We start from the raw sequence: 14,133 nt of genomic DNA on the forward strand, positions 1-14,133 counted from the left end.
CATGCTGGACATCCGCGAGGCCATCACGGCCCTCCTCGACCGCGACCCCACCGCCCTCTACGTGTCGACCTGCGGGTACATCACCCGCGACGTCTACAACATCGACGACCGCCCGGGGAACTTCTACCTCGTGGGCTCGATGGGCATGGCGGCCCCGATCGGCCTCGGCGTGGCCCTCGCCCGCCCCGACCGCCGCGTGGTGGTCCTCGACGGAGACGGGTCCTTCGCCATGAACCCCGGCTGCCTGCCGATGATCGCCGAACACCGCCCCGACCTGCTGCACGTCGTCCTCGACAACGGTGCGCACGAGAGCACCGGCGGACAGCGCACCGCCGCACTGGGCGACCCCGCAGCCCTGGCCCGCGCCGCCGGCTACCCCACCGCCCACACCGCCGACACCCTCGACGGACTCGCCGCCGCCTACCCCGCGCGCGGCAACGCCGGCCCCACGCTGCTGCACCTGCGCTGCCACCCGCGCACCCACAAGGCCGGCAGGCGCGTCGAGTTGACGCCCCAGGAACTCGTGACGCGCTTCCGCACCGAGGCCGCCGCCCCCGTGCCGGCCGCCGTCGAAGGGAGCCCGCTGTGAAGAAGCCCGTCCTGCTCGACTGCACGCTGCGCGACGGCGGCAACCAGAACAACTGGGAATTCACCCCGACCGACGTGCGGACCCTCGTCACCACCCTGGACGCCGCCCGCATCGACGTCATCGAGGTCGGCTACCGCGGCGGCTCCGGCAGTCGCAGCAGCGCCGACGCTGGCATCACCGCCCACTGCACCCCCGAATTCCTCGCCGCGCTGCCCGAGGTCCACCACGCCGAACTGGCCGTCATGGTCGTACCGACCGTCTGCCCCGTGCAGGCCATGGACGACCTCCCCGACAGCCCCATCGGCATGGTCCGCATCGCCGCGTACCCGTGGAACATCGCCGGCGTACCGGAGTACGTCCGCGCCGCACGCAACCTCGGCCTGCGCACCGGCGTGAACCTGATGGCCGTCAGCTACGCCGACCCCGCCGAACTCACCGAAATCGCCCGCACCATACGCGCCGAACAGCCCGACGTGTGCTACGTCGCCGACTCCTTCGGCGCTCTGACCCCGGACGACGTCCGCACCCGCGTCGCGGTGCTGCGCGAACACCTCGACTGCCCGATCGGCCTGCACGCGCACAACAACCTCGGCCTGGCCGCGGCCAACGCCCTCGCCGGCCTGGACGCCGGAGTGGACTGGCTGGACGCCTCGCTGTGCGCCATGGCCCGCGGCGCCGGCAACCTCGCCACCGAACAGGCCGCGGCGTTCCTCACCGCCTGGCCCAAGTACGCCACCCACACCGACCTCGCCCAGGTCTGCGAGGCCGCCGAATACGTCGCCGAACAGGTCCTGCCGCGGCCGATGGTGGTGCGCCGCCAGGAGATCGCCGCCGGCATCAACGACCACCACTACTACTACCAAGACCGCATCGACAAGATCAGTGCCCGCTACGGGCTGGACCCGTGGGAGGTCGGCCGCCGCATCGGCGCCACCCGACCCCGCAAGGTGCTCGACGACGTGGTGGCGGACGTCTGCCACGAGATGACCGGAGGACACACCGCATGACCGAGCAACACCGCACCACCGCGCGCGGCACCCGCCCCACCCCCGCCGAGGCACTGCGCGCCGCGCTGCACGCCGAGCGCCCGGCCCGCGCCATGGGCGCCCACAGCCCGCTCAGCGCCCGCCTCGCAGAGGAGGCCGGCTTCGAGGTCATCTGGTCCAGCGGCCTGGAGATCTCCGCCACCGCCGGCGTACCGGACGCCAACATCCTGGCCATGCCGCAGTGCCTGGAGGCCGCCGCCGCCCTCGCCCAGGCGGTCTCCACCCCGGTCCTCGCCGACTGCGACTCCGGCTTCGGCAACGTCAACAACGTGATCCACATGGTGCGCGCCTACGAGGCCCGCGGCATCGCCGGCGTCTGCATCGAGGACAAGCAGTTCCCCAAGCTCAACAGCTTCATCGAGGGCAACCAGGACCTCGCACCGCTGGACGACTTCGCCGCCAAGATCAAGGCCGCCACCGAGGTCCGCCGCGACCTGGTCGTCGTCGCCCGCCTGGAGGCGCTCATCTCCGGCCGGGGCATGGCCGAGGCGCTCCGCCGCGCCGAGGTCTACGAACGCGCCGGCGCCGACGCCCTGTTGATCCACTCCAAGATCTCCGACCCCGGCGAGGTGTTCGCCTTCCGCGAGGCATACACCGGCGACCTCCCCGTCATCGTCGTCCCCACCACCTACCACCAGGTGACCATCGAGGAACTCCAACAGCGCGGCTTCGCCATGGCCATCTACGCCAACCAGGCACTGCGCAGCTCGCTGCGCGCCATGCGGGAGACCCTCACCAAGATCATCCAGGACGGCTCCACACACGGCATCGAGGACGGCATCGCACCGCTGAAGGAGATCTTCGACCTCCAGCACATGCCGCAGATGCTCGAACAGCAGGCCCACTACGAGGCGTTGGGCCGCGAGCTCGCGGAGGCCGGCCGATGACCACCGCACCCCGTGCCACCACCGCACTGCGCCTGTCCTTCCTCGACACCTGCCTGGACATCGAGCCGGCCCCCGGCGCCACCATCGACGAGGCCCTGCGCTTCCTCGACACCCACGTCGCCTTCGCCCCCCGACCCGCGGACGCCGAACCCCCGTTGGCCACGCTCCGCACCGCCCCGGCACCCGACGACCGCCACACACCCCCGGACGGCACGCACTGGGAGGACATCTACCTCCGCAAGAGCGCCAGCGACTTCTTCACCGTCCCGGCCCGCCGGGCCCAGGCCGACGGCCGCACCTACGTCGAGTGCACCAAGACCGGCACCCGCTTCGCCTTCGACCGCGCCGCCCGCACCATCGACGTCGCCGTGACCGCGGCCGGCGCCATGGACCTCGTCGAACTCGTCCGCGACCTGGTCCTCAAGGACCAGGAGAACCGCGGCGCCGCCGTGCTGCACGCCACCGCCGCCGTCAAGAACGGCACCGCCGTGCTCGTCACCGGCGCCAAGGGCGCGGGCAAGAGCACCATCCTGCTGGAACTGGTCGAGCACTTCGGCTACCGGATCATGAGCGGCGACAAGACCGTCGTGCACGAACAGCCCGACGGGACCACCCTGGCCGCCGGCTGGCCCGACTACCCCCACCTCGGCTACGGCACCATCGCCAAGTACCCGGGCCTGAAGGAGATCGCCGGCATCGCGGGCGACTACCAACCCACGGCCGGCCAGGCGTTCTCGCCGATCGGCAAGTTCGCCGTGGACCCCTACGGCTTCCGCGAGCGCTTCCCCAGCGCCCCCCTCGGCCTCGCCGTCCCGGTCACCGGCATCATCCACCCCAACATCGGCCCCGGCGACCACACCGTCCTCGCCCCCTTCCCGACCGACCCCGCCGAGCGCACCGAGGCACTGGCCGCCAACATCGAATCGGCCTTCGACGGCGCCAACGCCGGCTGGCACCACTACCTCGACGACGGCCGGGCCCAGCACACCGAACGCCGCGCCCGCATCGCCGCCGAACTCGCCAAGGCACCGGCCTGGACCCTCACCGGCCCCGGCGACCTCACCCCCGACAACACCCCCGGACCACTGGCACACGGGGGAGCGGCATGATCGAACTCACCGTCGACAGCACCGGCCTGAACTCTCACTACGACCTCACCGACGAGATCGCCGCACACCTGCGCGCCTCCGACGCCGGCGACGGACTGGCCGGCGTCTTCGCGCACGGCAGCACGGTGGGCCTGACCATCATGCGCTACGAACAGGGCGCCGTGACCGACCTGTTGCGGACCCTGGAGCGGATCGCGCCCGACGACGGCAACCGCTATCTGCACGAGCTCACCACCGGCGACCCCAACGGCTTCTCGCACCTGAAGTCCTCGCTGCTCGGCACCAGCGTGCTGGTCCCGTTCCGGGACGGTGAACCCGCCATGTCACCGACCCACCGCGTGGTGCTCTTCGACTTCGACCTCAAGCCCGCCACCCGCCGGATCTTCCTCGACCCGCCCCGCCCGCACCGGAAGGACCCCGCATGAAGCTCCGCCTGGCCACCCCCGGCCCCACCGAGGTCCCGCAGCGACTGCTGCTCGCCGGCGCCCGCGAGATCATCCACCACCGCTCGACGGAGATGGCCGGTCTCCTCCACGAGATCAACGAGGGCCTGCCCCCGCTGTTCGGTACCGAACACCCCGTCTACACCATCGCCGCCTCCGGCACCGGCGCGATGGAGGCATCCGTCGCCAACTGCTTCTCGCCCGGCGACGAGGTCCTCGTCGTCTCCAACGGCTACTTCGGCGAGCGCTTCGAGGCGATCTGCACCGACTACGGACTGACCGTCCACACCGTGCGCAGCGACTGGGGCACCAGCGCCGACCCCGCTCAGGTGGCCGCCGCCTACGCCGAACACCCCGCGATCCGCGGCGTGTTCACCGTCTACAGCGAGACCTCCACCGGCGCCCTCAACGACGTCGAGGCCATCGCCCGGATCTTCCGGGACACCGACGTCATCGTCGTCGTCGACGCGATCAGCGGCCTGCTCGTCCACCCCCTCCCGATGGACGCATGGGGCCTGGACGTCGTGCTCGCCGCCTCCCACAAGGGCTTCATGCTCCCGCCCGGCCTGGCCTTCGTCGCCCTCTCCGACAAGGCGTGGACGGCCGTGGAACGCGGCTCGGGCCCCGCCTACTACTGGTCCTTCGAGCGGCTGCGCCACTTCTACCCGATGTCCTCCTCGTCCCCGGCCGTCTCACTGCTGCTCGCCCTGCACGAGTCGCTGAAGATGCTCAACGAGGAGGGACTCCCGGCCTTCCAACGCCGGCACGCCGCACTCGGCGAGGCCGCCGGCCGGGCCCTGACGGCCCTCGGCTTCCAGCCCTTCATCCAAGAACCACACCGGCGCAGCCACGTCATCACCTCGGCGCTCGCGCCCGAAGGCATCGACACCGGCGAGCTGTTGAAGACCCTGTCCACCCGGCACGGCGTCACCATGACCGGCGGCCAGGCCCACCTCAAGGGCAAGCTCATCCGGGTCGGCCACGTCGGCGCCGCCGACCCCCTGGACCTGTGCGCCCTCTTCGGCGCCGTCGAGATGGCCCTGCTCGAACTCGGGCACCGCTTCACCCCCGGCACCGGCACCGGCGAAATCATCCGCGCGCTGGCCGACTTCCCCCACGAGGAGAGCTGATGCTCGTTCTGTTCCAACGTGAGACCTGCCCCGACTGCAAGCCGGTCCGCGAACTCCTGACCCGCCTCCAGGTCTCCTACCTCAACATCAACGTGCCCAAGCCCCGTGACGAGCGGCACGAGTTGATCCGGGCCACCGGCAGCAAGTTCATCCCCGCACTCATCGACGGCGACACCGTCATCCCGGGCAAGCTGCGGGAGAACGCCGACCTGATCGCCTACCTGGAAAAGCGGTTCGGCGCACCGGACTCCGACGCCCCCGCCGAGCCGGGAAGCGCCACCTGACCCTTGCGTTACGCCATCGTCACCGACCTCCACGGCGACCTCGCGGCCCTGTGCCGGGTCCTCGCCGACGTCGCCCGCGAACAGGTCGACCAAGTGCTGTGCCTGGGCGACGTCTTCGAGTGCCACATCAGCAAACGGGACCGCGCCGACTACGCGTTCGGGTCCGTCGCGGAGGTCTTCGACCAGGTCCCGGAGTTGGTCGCACGGCTCGACGGGGCCGTGGTCGTCCGCGGCAACCAAGAGGAACGGATCGCCTCCCTCGTGCCGGACCACGCCCTGCCCGCCTGGTCCCGCGCCGTGCTCGGCGCCCCGCTGGAGCACCGCACCCCGTTCGCCACCTACTGCCACGGCCACTCACTGCCGTGGCAGCAGGTGGAACCGGGCAAGTGGTGCCCGCTGGACGCCGAGTTCGCCGGGCGCGCCCTCGTCCACGGGCACCACCACCGCAGCGCGGTGCACCGGCTGCCCGGCACCGGGCGCGCCTGGCGGGACGTGACCACCTTGCCGTTCCGCTACGGCGAGCCGGTGCCCCTCACCGCCGGCCACCGCTACCTGGTCAACGTCGGCCAGGTCCGGGGTGCCGACCCGAACTGGGCGGTCATCGACGAGCGGGCGGCGACCGTCACCTACCACCGACCCGCCCCACAACCTACGGAGCGCGCATGACCCGGCAGGTCCTCCTGCTCAACTCCGACAAGCCCGAGGCGCTACGAGCCCTCGCGCACCGCCCCGACCTGCGGGTCCGGGTGATCACCCGGGAAAGCTACGCACCGCTCTACGCCGGCCACGACACCGTCTGCATCGACAGCTTCGAGGATCTCGCCCAGGTCGAACGGGCCGCCTACGACCTCACCCGCGGCGCCCCCGTCGACCACGTCATCGCCGCCACCGAGAAGAGCATCGTCCCGGCCGGCCTGATCCGCTCCCTGCTCGGTGTCCCGGGTCCCACCTTCGACGAGGCCCTGTGGTCGGCACACAAGCGCGCCATGAAGCAACGACTGCGCGCCGCCGGCCTGACCGTCACGGACTTCGCCCAGATCACCAGCGTCGACGAGATACCGACCGCGGCGCGCACCACCGGCTGGCCGGTCGTCGCCAAACCGGTACTGGGATCGGGCACCCGCTGCACCCACCGCATCGACTCCGCCGAGGAGTTCGCCCGGCAACGCGCCGCGGGCACCCTCGACGACCTGGCGGACCGCGGGCTACCCGTCCAGGTGGAACGCCTGGTGGACGTCGTCGGCGAATACCACTGCGACGGCATCGTGCGGGACGGCGGGGTCACGTTCGCCGCGACCTCCCGCTACTTCGCCCCGCTGCTGACCGTCCAGGCACCGCTGCGCGGCGGCCACCTCGTCGACCCCGCCCACCCGCTCGCCCGCCAACTGCCCGGCCTGCTCCAGGAGGTGGCACAGGCCCTCCGCATCCGGGACGGCGTCCTCCACCTGGAGGTCTTCGAGACGGCCGACGGCCCGGTGATCGGCGAGGTGACCACCCGGCCACCCGGCTCCGGCGTGCCCCGGTTGTGGCAACGCGCCCTCGGTATCGACCTGTGGGCGGAGTTCATCCGCGCCGCGCTCGGCGAGGAACCCGCCTGCACGGCGCCCCGGCAACCCGACCGGATCCACGCCTGGACCCACCTCCCCGACACCCCGGGACTCCTGGACTGGCTCATCCGAGCCGACGGCGTCCGCGCCGCACTGCCGCCCGCCGAAAACGGCTCCGCGCACATCGAGGTCCAGTTCACCGCGCCCGACGCGGAACAGGCCGGATTCCGCCAGGCCCGGCTGCACGCGCTCGCGGAGGCGGCCCGCACGTGAGCCGCCTCCTCGCCACCGCACTGCCCGCCCCCGGGACGCCGCGCCTGCTGGCCGCCTCCTGGCTCGTCAACACCATCGGCAGCGGCCTGTACCTTCCCACCAGCTCGCTGTACTTCACCCGCGTCGTCGGCCTCCCCGTCACCCGGGTCGGCATCGGCCTCACCGTCGCCGGGCTGGTGGCCCTCGCCGGCGCCGTGCCGATCGGCAACCTCGCCGACCGGCACGGCCCCCGGCGGGTCTTCGCCTGCGTGCTGGTGGTGCAGTCCGCGGCCATGCTCGCCTTCACCGTCGTCCGCTCCTTCCCCGCCTTCCTGGCCTGCGCGTTGCTGTTCACCCTCGCCGACCAGGGCAGCAACGCGGCCCGCGGCGCACTGGTCGCCGCGGCCGGCGAGGGTGCCGAACGCGTCCGCCTCCGCGCCTACCTCCGCGTCGTCACCAACCTCGGCATGGGCGCGGGCGCCGGCCTGGCCGCCCTCGCCATCCAGGCCAACAGCCCTCTTTGGTATACCGTCCTGATCGCGGTGAACGCGGCCACCTTCCTCGGCGCCGCGGTGCCACTGCGCTGGCTGCCCCCGGACACCGGCCGCCACCCCGCCACCGACGCTCCGCACTCCCCACCGGTCTCCCGCTGGCACGTGCTCCGCGACACCCGCTACGTATGCACCACCGCCCTCTGCGGCGTGCTCAACCTCCAACTCCAGGTGATCTCCTTCGCCGTTCCGCTCTGGGTCGCCGACCACACCTCCGCCCCGAAGGCGATGGCCTCGGTGATCGTCGTGGTCAACGCGGTCATGGTGGTGCTCTTCCAGATGCGCGCCAGCAGGGGAGTCGAGGACGACGCCCGCGCCGCCGCCCTCTGCCGACGCGCCGGCGTCGCCCTGCTCGCCGCCTGCGCGGTGGTCACCCTCACCAGCGGCCGCGGCCCCGCGCCCACCATCGGACTGCTCCTGGTCTTCGCGGTACTCCTCACCCTCGGCGAACTCTGGACCTCCGCCGGCGGCTTCGGCCTGAGCTTCAACCTCGCCCCCGAATCCGCCCACGGCCAGTACCAGGGCTTCTACTCACTCGGCAAGGGCTCATCCCAGGCGGTGGCCCCCTCCCTCCTGGCCGCCCTCTGCCTGGGCGGTCACACCACCGCCGGCTGGCTCGCCCTCGGCGCCCTCTTCGCCACCGCCGGCCTGCTGATGCCGATGGTGGTCCACCGCGCACCCGTCGCCCGCCCCTCTGGGCGACCCGACCCCCTCACGCCACCTGGAGCTCCCTGACCGCACCCCTCGACAGACCGACCCGCACCAGCGCAGCGGCCAACCTGGCGTCGTCCTCCGGCCGCACCAACTCGCCCAACCCGCGCGCCGTATGCGGCAATCCCAGCTCCTTGGCCGTCGCGCGGCTCCGCTCGTCGAAGAACGGACGCAACCCGGGCCACACGGCCTGCACCTCCCGGCAGAAGATGCCCGCACCGACCGGCCCGATCCGAGGAACCTCCTGCACCAACTCCGCCAACTTCCCCCGCTCCCCGCCGACTTCCTCCCGCATCCGCCGGAGATCGCCGTGCCAGCGGTCGAGCACGAACTCCGCCCCCCTGCCCAGGGCGGTCGCCGTGCTCTCGTCGTAGCGGACGTAACGGGCCCGACCCAGCGCGTCCACCCGCACCTGCCAACCGGAGTCCGCCATCGCCCGCGGCGTCCGCAAGCCGGCCGCGAAGAGCTCCCGGGCGGCACCGGCGGCGATCTCCGCCTTGATCCGGATCGAGCACAGCACCGTCAGCACCAACAACTGGTACAGCGGCGCGGGTTTGTCCCGCAGCGCGATGCCGGCCTCCTCGGCGTACGTCCGGCCGTACGCGGACAACAACTCGGCCACGGTCTCATCGGAGTTCATCCCGCACCTCGCCCTCGTCCGGCCCCTCCACGGGGCCCAACCACTCCTCGACAGCTCAACTCACCTCATTTCCCGGCTACTTGCGCAGACCCGCCAGGCGTCGACGGGCCGGTTTGAGGGAACGCCCACGGAGGTTGCCGCCCCGCCAGGCATCGGCCTTGAGGAGCTGCTCCGCGCAAGCCGGCGTCCAACGCCCGGGGGTGAGCTCGGGATCGTCCACCTCGGCCCAGCCCACCGGGGCGGCGACGGGCGCGCCGGGCCGGGCCCGCACGGCGTAGGGGGCGACGGTGATCTGGGCGTAGGCATTGCGTTGGAGGTCCAGACACAGGCGGCCCCGGCGGGCCCGTTTGCTCTGCTCGGTGGTGAGTTTGGTCGGGATGGCGAGCCGCCAGGACCTCGGCGAGCTCGCGGGCGAAGGCACGGACGTCATCGAAGCCGGCACGACAGCCACGGTGCGGTAGTACCCGGCCGGCTCGGCCTTGGTGATGCCGTCCCCGGGGAACAGCACCTTCTCCGGCCGGTAGATCTCCACGGTCCTACCGCCGGCCCGCAGTTTCTCGACGGCGCTCATCGCTCCTCCCTGGGCCAGAACGGTGCCACTGGGCCGCGGCGGCTCGACGGAGCGGGAGAGGGGCCCCGAATTTCAGCGTAGGGGGTGGGGCCGGCGGCGGCCACGTCGACTGCGGAACGGAACGAACCAACCGCGCACCGTACCCCGGCGCCCCCTCGCCCACCGCCACCGATTGGCCGTAAGGAAAGGGAGAAGGGGGTGATACCGGTGTGGCGTCGGGCCGGTCGCGTCGGCGAGCCGCTACACACGAAAAGCGCTGTCGCGCCGGAGGAAGTCCCGGTCACCGTGCCCCGGAGGAGCCATGTCGCAAGTGGGCCACACCCCTCACCGCGCACCGTTGGATTCGCCCACCAATCCACGGGTCCGCACGGGCGGCCGGATCAGGAAATACTTCACGACCACCGATCACAAGGCGATCGGCAACATGTATCTGGTCACCGCCTTCGGCTTCTTCCTATTCGCCGGGCTGCTGGCGATGATGATGCGCGCGGAACTGGCGCAGCCCGGAATGCAGTTCTTCAGCCACGAGCAGTACAACCAGCTCTTCACCATCCATGGCACGGTGATGATGCTGCTCTTCGCGACGCCCACGTTCGCCGGATTCGCCAACGCCGTCATGCCGTTGCAGATCGGCGCACCCGATGTCGCCTTTCCCCGACTGAACGCGATGACGTACTGGTTCTTCCTCTTCGGCGGGCTGATGGTCGTCTCGGGCCTCGTCGTTCCCGGCGGGGCGGCCTCGTTCGGCTGGTTCGCCTACGCCCCGCTGAACCGCGCCGACCACACGCCGGGCGCGGGCGGCGACCTGTGGGCGGCCGGGCTGGTGGTGGCCGGCCTCAGCACCGTGCTGGGCGCGGTCAATTTCATCGCCACCATCATCACGCTCCGGGCCCCCGGCATGACGATGTTCCGGATGCCGATCTTCACCTGGAACATCCTCTTCACCTCGATCCTGGCCCTGCTCGCCTTTCCGGTCCTGACCGCCGCGCTCCTCGCCCTGCTCGCGGACCGGAAACTCGGCTCCCACGTCTATGACCCGGCGAACGGCGGGGCGTTGCTCTGGCAGCACCTCTTCTGGTTCTTCGGCCATCCGGAGGTCTATATCGTCGCCCTGCCGTTCTTCGGGGTGGTGAGCGAGATCATCCCGGTGTTCAGCCGGAAACCCACCTTCGGATACATGGGCATGGTCGGCGCGACGATCGCCATCACGATGTTGTCGGCGACGGTGTGGGCGCACCACATGTTCGCCACCGGCGGGGTCCTGCTGCCGTTCTTCTCGCTGATGTCCTTCCTCATCGCGGCACCGACCGGCGTGAAGTTCTTCAACTGGATCGGCACCATGTGGCAGGGCAGCCTCTCCTTCGAGACGCCGATGCTCTGGTCGATCGGATTCATGGTGACGTTTCTCTTCGGCGGACTGAGTGGGGTGTTGATCGCCTCACCACCACTCGACTTCCACGTCACCGACAGCTATTTCATCGTCGCGCATCTGCATTACGTCCTGTTCGGCACCATCGTCTTCGCCACCTTCGGCGGCTTCTACTTCTGGTGGCCGAAGTGGACCGGCAAGATGCTCGACGAACGCCTGGGAAAGGTGCACTTCTGGATCCTGTTCGTGGGATTCCAGACGACCTTCCTCGTCCAGCACTGGTTGGGCGCGAGCGGCATGCCGCGCCGCTACGCCGACTACCTCCCCGCCGACGGCTTCACCGTGCTCAACTCCGTCTCCTCCGCCGGCGCGTTCCTGTTGGGCGCCTCCACACTGCCGTTCCTCTACAACGTGTGGCGGACCGCCCGCTACGCGCCCATGGTGGAGGTGGACGACCCCTGGGGATTCGGCCGCTCCCTGGAGTGGGCGACCTCCTGCCCGCCACCTCGGCACAACTTCGAGGCGCTGCCACGCATCCGGTCCGATTCCCCGGCCTTCGACCTGCACCACCCCCACGTGCGCCTGCTGATGGAAGGCGGGCGCGGCACCACCGAACCCACCCCCGACACCCCCGGAGAGCAGAACCCATGAAGACGGAGGCACTTCTCTTCGCCGGCGTCGCCGCCTTCTTCCTCGTCACCGACGCGATCTACATCTGGCTGGCCCGCGAGCCCGCCGGCGGCGCCGCGCTCGCCGTCTCCTTCGGCATGGCCTCGGTCATCTCCTTCTTCTGCGCGATGAACTACCGCCGCAAGGGCGCCCGACCGGAGGACCGGCAGGGCTCGGAGATCCAGGAGCGCGCCGGAGAGCTCGACTTCTTCCCACCCGAGAGCGGATACCCGGCGGCGGTGGCCTTCGGCGTCTCCCTGCTGGCCCTCGGCCTGGTTTTCGGGCTGTGGGTCTTCCTGATCGGCGTGGGTGTCACCGGCGGCTCGCTCCTCGGGACGGTGTTCCAATTCGCCCGGCGCGACCACTGAAGAGCCCCGTCGCGGGATGCCGACCAGTGAACTCCGGCCCCGCACACGTCAGTTGACCGGCGTCGAAGCCGTGCGTAGCGCACGATTCAGCAGGTAGCGGGGGCCGAGGGTGCCTGGCGGGCGCGATGGCAGAATGTGCGGATGACGACGGACCAGTCCTGGGCAGGGCTTCACCGCGACCTGCTGGCGGCGAAGACACTCGTGTACGACCCCAGCGGCTTCGCCTGCTCACCGCCGGTGCCCGAGCCGGAGGGCGCAGAGTACGCAGCGCACGGATTCACCATCGACGGGTCGTCGGTCAGGTTCCGCGTGGCCAAGACCACCCCGACGAAGGTCGGTCAGTTCGTCACCGTGTGGCAGCGATCCGCGGAGGGCCCGATCCGCCCCTTCGACGCCGAGGACGGGGTCGATCTCTTCGCCATCAGCAGCCGGGACGGTGGCCACTTCGGACAGTTCGTGTTCCCGCGGGAGGTGCTGTGCGAGCGCGGCATCATGTCCAGGAACCGCTCCGGAGGGAAGCGAGGGTTCCGCGTCTATCCGCCATGGGTGACCACGACCAGCCGCCAGGCGAGCAGCACCCAGGCGTGGCAGATCAACTACTTCCTCCATGTCGCGGAGAACGGACCCCTCGACGCGGCGCGCGCCCACGCTCTCTACCATCCGTAGGCGCATCCTTCATCAGTCCCGCCTGGCGCCAGGCGCGACGACGCAGCTCCGTGGGCAACGCCCTTGGGGGCGCACTGTTGGGTGCGCCCCCGTTTCGCCGCACGGTGTGGGGACACCCTCGCCGGGGCTACCGAGTCACTTGCGGGTCACTGGTGGACGGTCCAGTGGTCATTGGCGCCTGCCTGGACGAACTTCAGTGGCGGGCACAGGAAGGCGTTCGGATCGGGGTTGGTGTCGGTCCACGGTGAGTCGGACGGGCTCGCCGGCTTCCAGGCGCCGTTGCTGCGCAACTGCACGGCCTTGCTGTCGAAGGTGGTGTTCCGTGCCTCCGTGCAGTAATACCCCTCTTGCGTGGCCGGGTTGACGCTCGCATAGATCTCGAACATGTCCCATCCGTGGTCCAGCCCGCTCTGGTCCGTCCCCGACTGCTGGAACAACAGGTCCCAGGCGGCGGTGCGGTAGTTGTAGAGATAGGCCGACCAGCGGTTGGTGGCGGCGTCGTCCTGCACCATCTGCACGCTGTACGCGGCCGGCTCGCCGCTGCCGGGGGTGTAGTTCTTCAGGAAGTTGTCGTCGATGGGGACGGTCTTGGCCGGACCGATGGTCCCGCACCAGTCCCACGCCCAGATCTCGTTGCCGGTGTTGGTGTAGGCGGTCACCACTTCCATGCAGGACTTCTGTGCCTTGGTGGTGGGCGCATAGGTGACGTTGTCCGCGTCGGTGACCGTGTAGGACGGGTCGACGGTATGGGTGGCCATGATGCCGTCATGCGTGCCTGGCTGGGGGAAGACGCCCCACCAGTTGTGGGTGACTTGGCCCGCCGGAGGAGCCGATGTGGCCGGCCGGCTGCCGGGGATCCGGGGGTGGTGCGTCCACGCCGGGCCGGATACGGCACGGCGCCCGGCCAGGAACGTACGGACGGCTTGTGCGCGTTCCGGGCTGCGGGCCGGTGTGCGCGCTCCGGCGACGACACCGGTGTGCGGGGCCGTGGGGGAGGGCGGTGGAGTGGCCCGGGCGGTGGCCGGGTGGGTGGTGGCGGTGGCGGGAGCGGCCAGGGGCAGCGTCACCAGGGTGGCGAGGGCGGAGGCGGCGAGGACCAGGGCGGCGAGGGGCGAACGAGGTCTCGCTCTGGAACCGGTTCTGGGTCCGGGGCTGTTCACGGTTGACCTCCAGGGCGTGTGGGGGGTTTCCCTGAGCTGATCCGAGCGTGCGCGTACGTGTCCGCGCCGACCTGAACGTGCCCGTCTTTACCCGTACTTGCCTGAGCGCGTCCGTGCCGGCCTGCTCTGGCCTGGACCAAC

General features: G+C 70.7%; 16 protein-coding genes. 13 read left to right on the top strand and 3 right to left on the bottom strand.

Annotated features, from left to right (window positions below; all coding sequences use genetic code 11):
* Nucleotide 1 precedes the first annotated feature (1 nt).
* Genes PV796_RS39145 through PV796_RS39190 form a run of 10 tightly spaced genes read left to right on the top strand, consistent with a single transcriptional unit; the run spans nt 2 to nt 8,573 of the window.
* A complete protein-coding gene (locus PV796_RS39145) occupies nt 2-589 on the top strand; it encodes a thiamine pyrophosphate-dependent enzyme (protein WP_274918618.1) in 588 nt (195 codons plus the stop codon).
* Nucleotides 586-1,596 (top strand): hypothetical protein, encoded by a 1,011-nt coding sequence (locus tag PV796_RS39150; RefSeq protein ID WP_274918619.1) that lies wholly within the window; start codon nt 586-588, stop codon nt 1,594-1,596. Before PV796_RS39145 ends, PV796_RS39150 begins: the two co-directional genes overlap by 4 nt.
* Entirely contained in the window at nt 1,593-2,522 is a 930-nt protein-coding gene (locus tag PV796_RS39155) for an isocitrate lyase/phosphoenolpyruvate mutase family protein (protein WP_274918620.1), read from the top strand. Before PV796_RS39150 ends, PV796_RS39155 begins: the two co-directional genes overlap by 4 nt.
* A complete protein-coding gene (locus tag PV796_RS39160; RefSeq protein WP_274918621.1) occupies nt 2,519-3,631 on the top strand; it encodes a hypothetical protein in 1,113 nt (370 codons plus the stop codon). The genes PV796_RS39155 and PV796_RS39160 overlap by 4 nt, the downstream gene beginning before the upstream one ends.
* Complete coding sequence (locus PV796_RS39165; RefSeq protein WP_274918622.1) at nt 3,628-4,056, top strand: YjbQ family protein; 429 nt, start codon at nt 3,628-3,630, stop codon at nt 4,054-4,056. The genes PV796_RS39160 and PV796_RS39165 overlap by 4 nt, the downstream gene beginning before the upstream one ends.
* Nucleotides 4,053-5,204 (top strand): pyridoxal-phosphate-dependent aminotransferase family protein, encoded by a 1,152-nt coding sequence (locus tag PV796_RS39170; RefSeq protein WP_274918623.1) that lies wholly within the window; start codon nt 4,053-4,055, stop codon nt 5,202-5,204. Before PV796_RS39165 ends, PV796_RS39170 begins: the two co-directional genes overlap by 4 nt.
* Nucleotides 5,204-5,488 (top strand): glutaredoxin domain-containing protein, encoded by a 285-nt coding sequence (locus tag PV796_RS39175; RefSeq protein ID WP_274918625.1) that lies wholly within the window; start codon nt 5,204-5,206, stop codon nt 5,486-5,488. Before PV796_RS39170 ends, PV796_RS39175 begins: the two co-directional genes overlap by 1 nt.
* A 3-nt stretch (nt 5,489-5,491) precedes the next feature.
* Nucleotides 5,492-6,154 (top strand): metallophosphoesterase family protein, encoded by a 663-nt coding sequence (locus PV796_RS39180; RefSeq protein WP_274918626.1) that lies wholly within the window; start codon nt 5,492-5,494, stop codon nt 6,152-6,154.
* Complete coding sequence (locus PV796_RS39185) at nt 6,151-7,308, top strand: ATP-grasp domain-containing protein (RefSeq protein WP_274918627.1); 1,158 nt, start codon at nt 6,151-6,153, stop codon at nt 7,306-7,308. The genes PV796_RS39180 and PV796_RS39185 overlap by 4 nt, the downstream gene beginning before the upstream one ends.
* On the top strand, nt 7,305-8,573 hold the full coding sequence (locus PV796_RS39190) for an MFS transporter (protein ID WP_274918628.1): 1,269 nt from the start codon (nt 7,305-7,307) through the stop codon (nt 8,571-8,573). Before PV796_RS39185 ends, PV796_RS39190 begins: the two co-directional genes overlap by 4 nt.
* Here PV796_RS39190 and PV796_RS39195 read toward each other — a convergent pair.
* Together PV796_RS39195 and ligD are read right to left on the bottom strand one after the other, a co-directional pair.
* Nucleotides 8,551-9,189: an endonuclease gene (locus PV796_RS39195; protein ID WP_274918629.1), complete on the bottom strand. Its 639-nt coding sequence runs from the start codon at nt 9,187-9,189 to the stop codon at nt 8,551-8,553. The two genes, PV796_RS39190 and PV796_RS39195, sit on opposite strands and share 23 nt — an antisense overlap.
* Before the next feature lie 76 nt (nt 9,190-9,265).
* Nucleotides 9,266-9,760: a non-homologous end-joining DNA ligase LigD gene (ligD, locus tag PV796_RS39200; protein ID WP_274918630.1), complete on the bottom strand. Its 495-nt coding sequence runs from the start codon at nt 9,758-9,760 to the stop codon at nt 9,266-9,268.
* A 301-nt stretch (nt 9,761-10,061) separates the two neighbouring features.
* Here ligD and ctaD point away from each other — a divergent pair, with 301 nt between their 5' ends.
* The 3 genes from ctaD (at nt 10,062) to PV796_RS39215 (ending at nt 12,832) form a co-directional block, all read left to right on the top strand.
* Entirely contained in the window at nt 10,062-11,780 is a 1,719-nt protein-coding gene (gene ctaD / locus PV796_RS39205; RefSeq protein WP_274918631.1) for an aa3-type cytochrome oxidase subunit I, read from the top strand.
* A complete protein-coding gene (ctaF, locus tag PV796_RS39210) occupies nt 11,777-12,166 on the top strand; it encodes an aa3-type cytochrome oxidase subunit IV (protein WP_274918632.1) in 390 nt (129 codons plus the stop codon). The genes ctaD and ctaF overlap by 4 nt, the downstream gene beginning before the upstream one ends.
* Nucleotides 12,167-12,307: 141 nt before the next feature.
* Nucleotides 12,308-12,832, top strand: a complete 525-nt coding sequence (locus PV796_RS39215; RefSeq protein WP_274918633.1) for a MepB family protein — start codon at nt 12,308-12,310, stop codon at nt 12,830-12,832.
* 146 nt (nt 12,833-12,978) lie between these two features.
* On the opposite strand, the gene PV796_RS39220 is transcribed toward PV796_RS39215, so the two are convergent.
* On the bottom strand, nt 12,979-13,992 hold the full coding sequence (locus PV796_RS39220; RefSeq protein WP_274918634.1) for a carbohydrate-binding protein: 1,014 nt from the start codon (nt 13,990-13,992) through the stop codon (nt 12,979-12,981).
* Nucleotides 13,993-14,133 lie beyond the last annotated feature (141 nt).

The sequence above is a fragment of the Streptomyces sp. WZ-12 genome (assembly GCF_028898845.1).
Taxonomy (GTDB): Bacteria; Actinomycetota; Actinomycetes; order Streptomycetales; family Streptomycetaceae; genus Streptomyces.

Bases quoted from the DNA above. Each gene is read 5' to 3' on its own strand.
- PV796_RS39145 (WP_274918618.1), top strand. From the start codon at position 2: ATGCTGGACATCCGCGAGGCCATCACGGCCCTCCTCGACCGCGACCCC.
- PV796_RS39155 (WP_274918620.1), top strand. From the start codon at position 1,593: ATGACCGAGCAACACCGCACCACCGCGCGCGGCACCCGCCCCACCCCC.
- PV796_RS39160 (WP_274918621.1), top strand. From the start codon at position 2,519: ATGACCACCGCACCCCGTGCCACCACCGCACTGCGCCTGTCCTTCCTC.
- PV796_RS39165 (WP_274918622.1), top strand. From the start codon at position 3,628: ATGATCGAACTCACCGTCGACAGCACCGGCCTGAACTCTCACTACGAC.
- PV796_RS39170 (WP_274918623.1), top strand. From the start codon at position 4,053: ATGAAGCTCCGCCTGGCCACCCCCGGCCCCACCGAGGTCCCGCAGCGA.
- PV796_RS39175 (WP_274918625.1), top strand. From the start codon at position 5,204: ATGCTCGTTCTGTTCCAACGTGAGACCTGCCCCGACTGCAAGCCGGTC.
- PV796_RS39185 (WP_274918627.1), top strand. From the start codon at position 6,151: ATGACCCGGCAGGTCCTCCTGCTCAACTCCGACAAGCCCGAGGCGCTA.
- PV796_RS39195 (WP_274918629.1), bottom strand. From the start codon at position 9,189: ATGAACTCCGATGAGACCGTGGCCGAGTTGTTGTCCGCGTACGGCCGG.
- ligD (WP_274918630.1), bottom strand. From the start codon at position 9,760: ATGAGCGCCGTCGAGAAACTGCGGGCCGGCGGTAGGACCGTGGAGATC.
- ctaD (WP_274918631.1), top strand. From the start codon at position 10,062: ATGTCGCAAGTGGGCCACACCCCTCACCGCGCACCGTTGGATTCGCCC.
- ctaF (WP_274918632.1), top strand. From the start codon at position 11,777: ATGAAGACGGAGGCACTTCTCTTCGCCGGCGTCGCCGCCTTCTTCCTC.
- PV796_RS39215 (WP_274918633.1), top strand. From the start codon at position 12,308: ATGACGACGGACCAGTCCTGGGCAGGGCTTCACCGCGACCTGCTGGCG.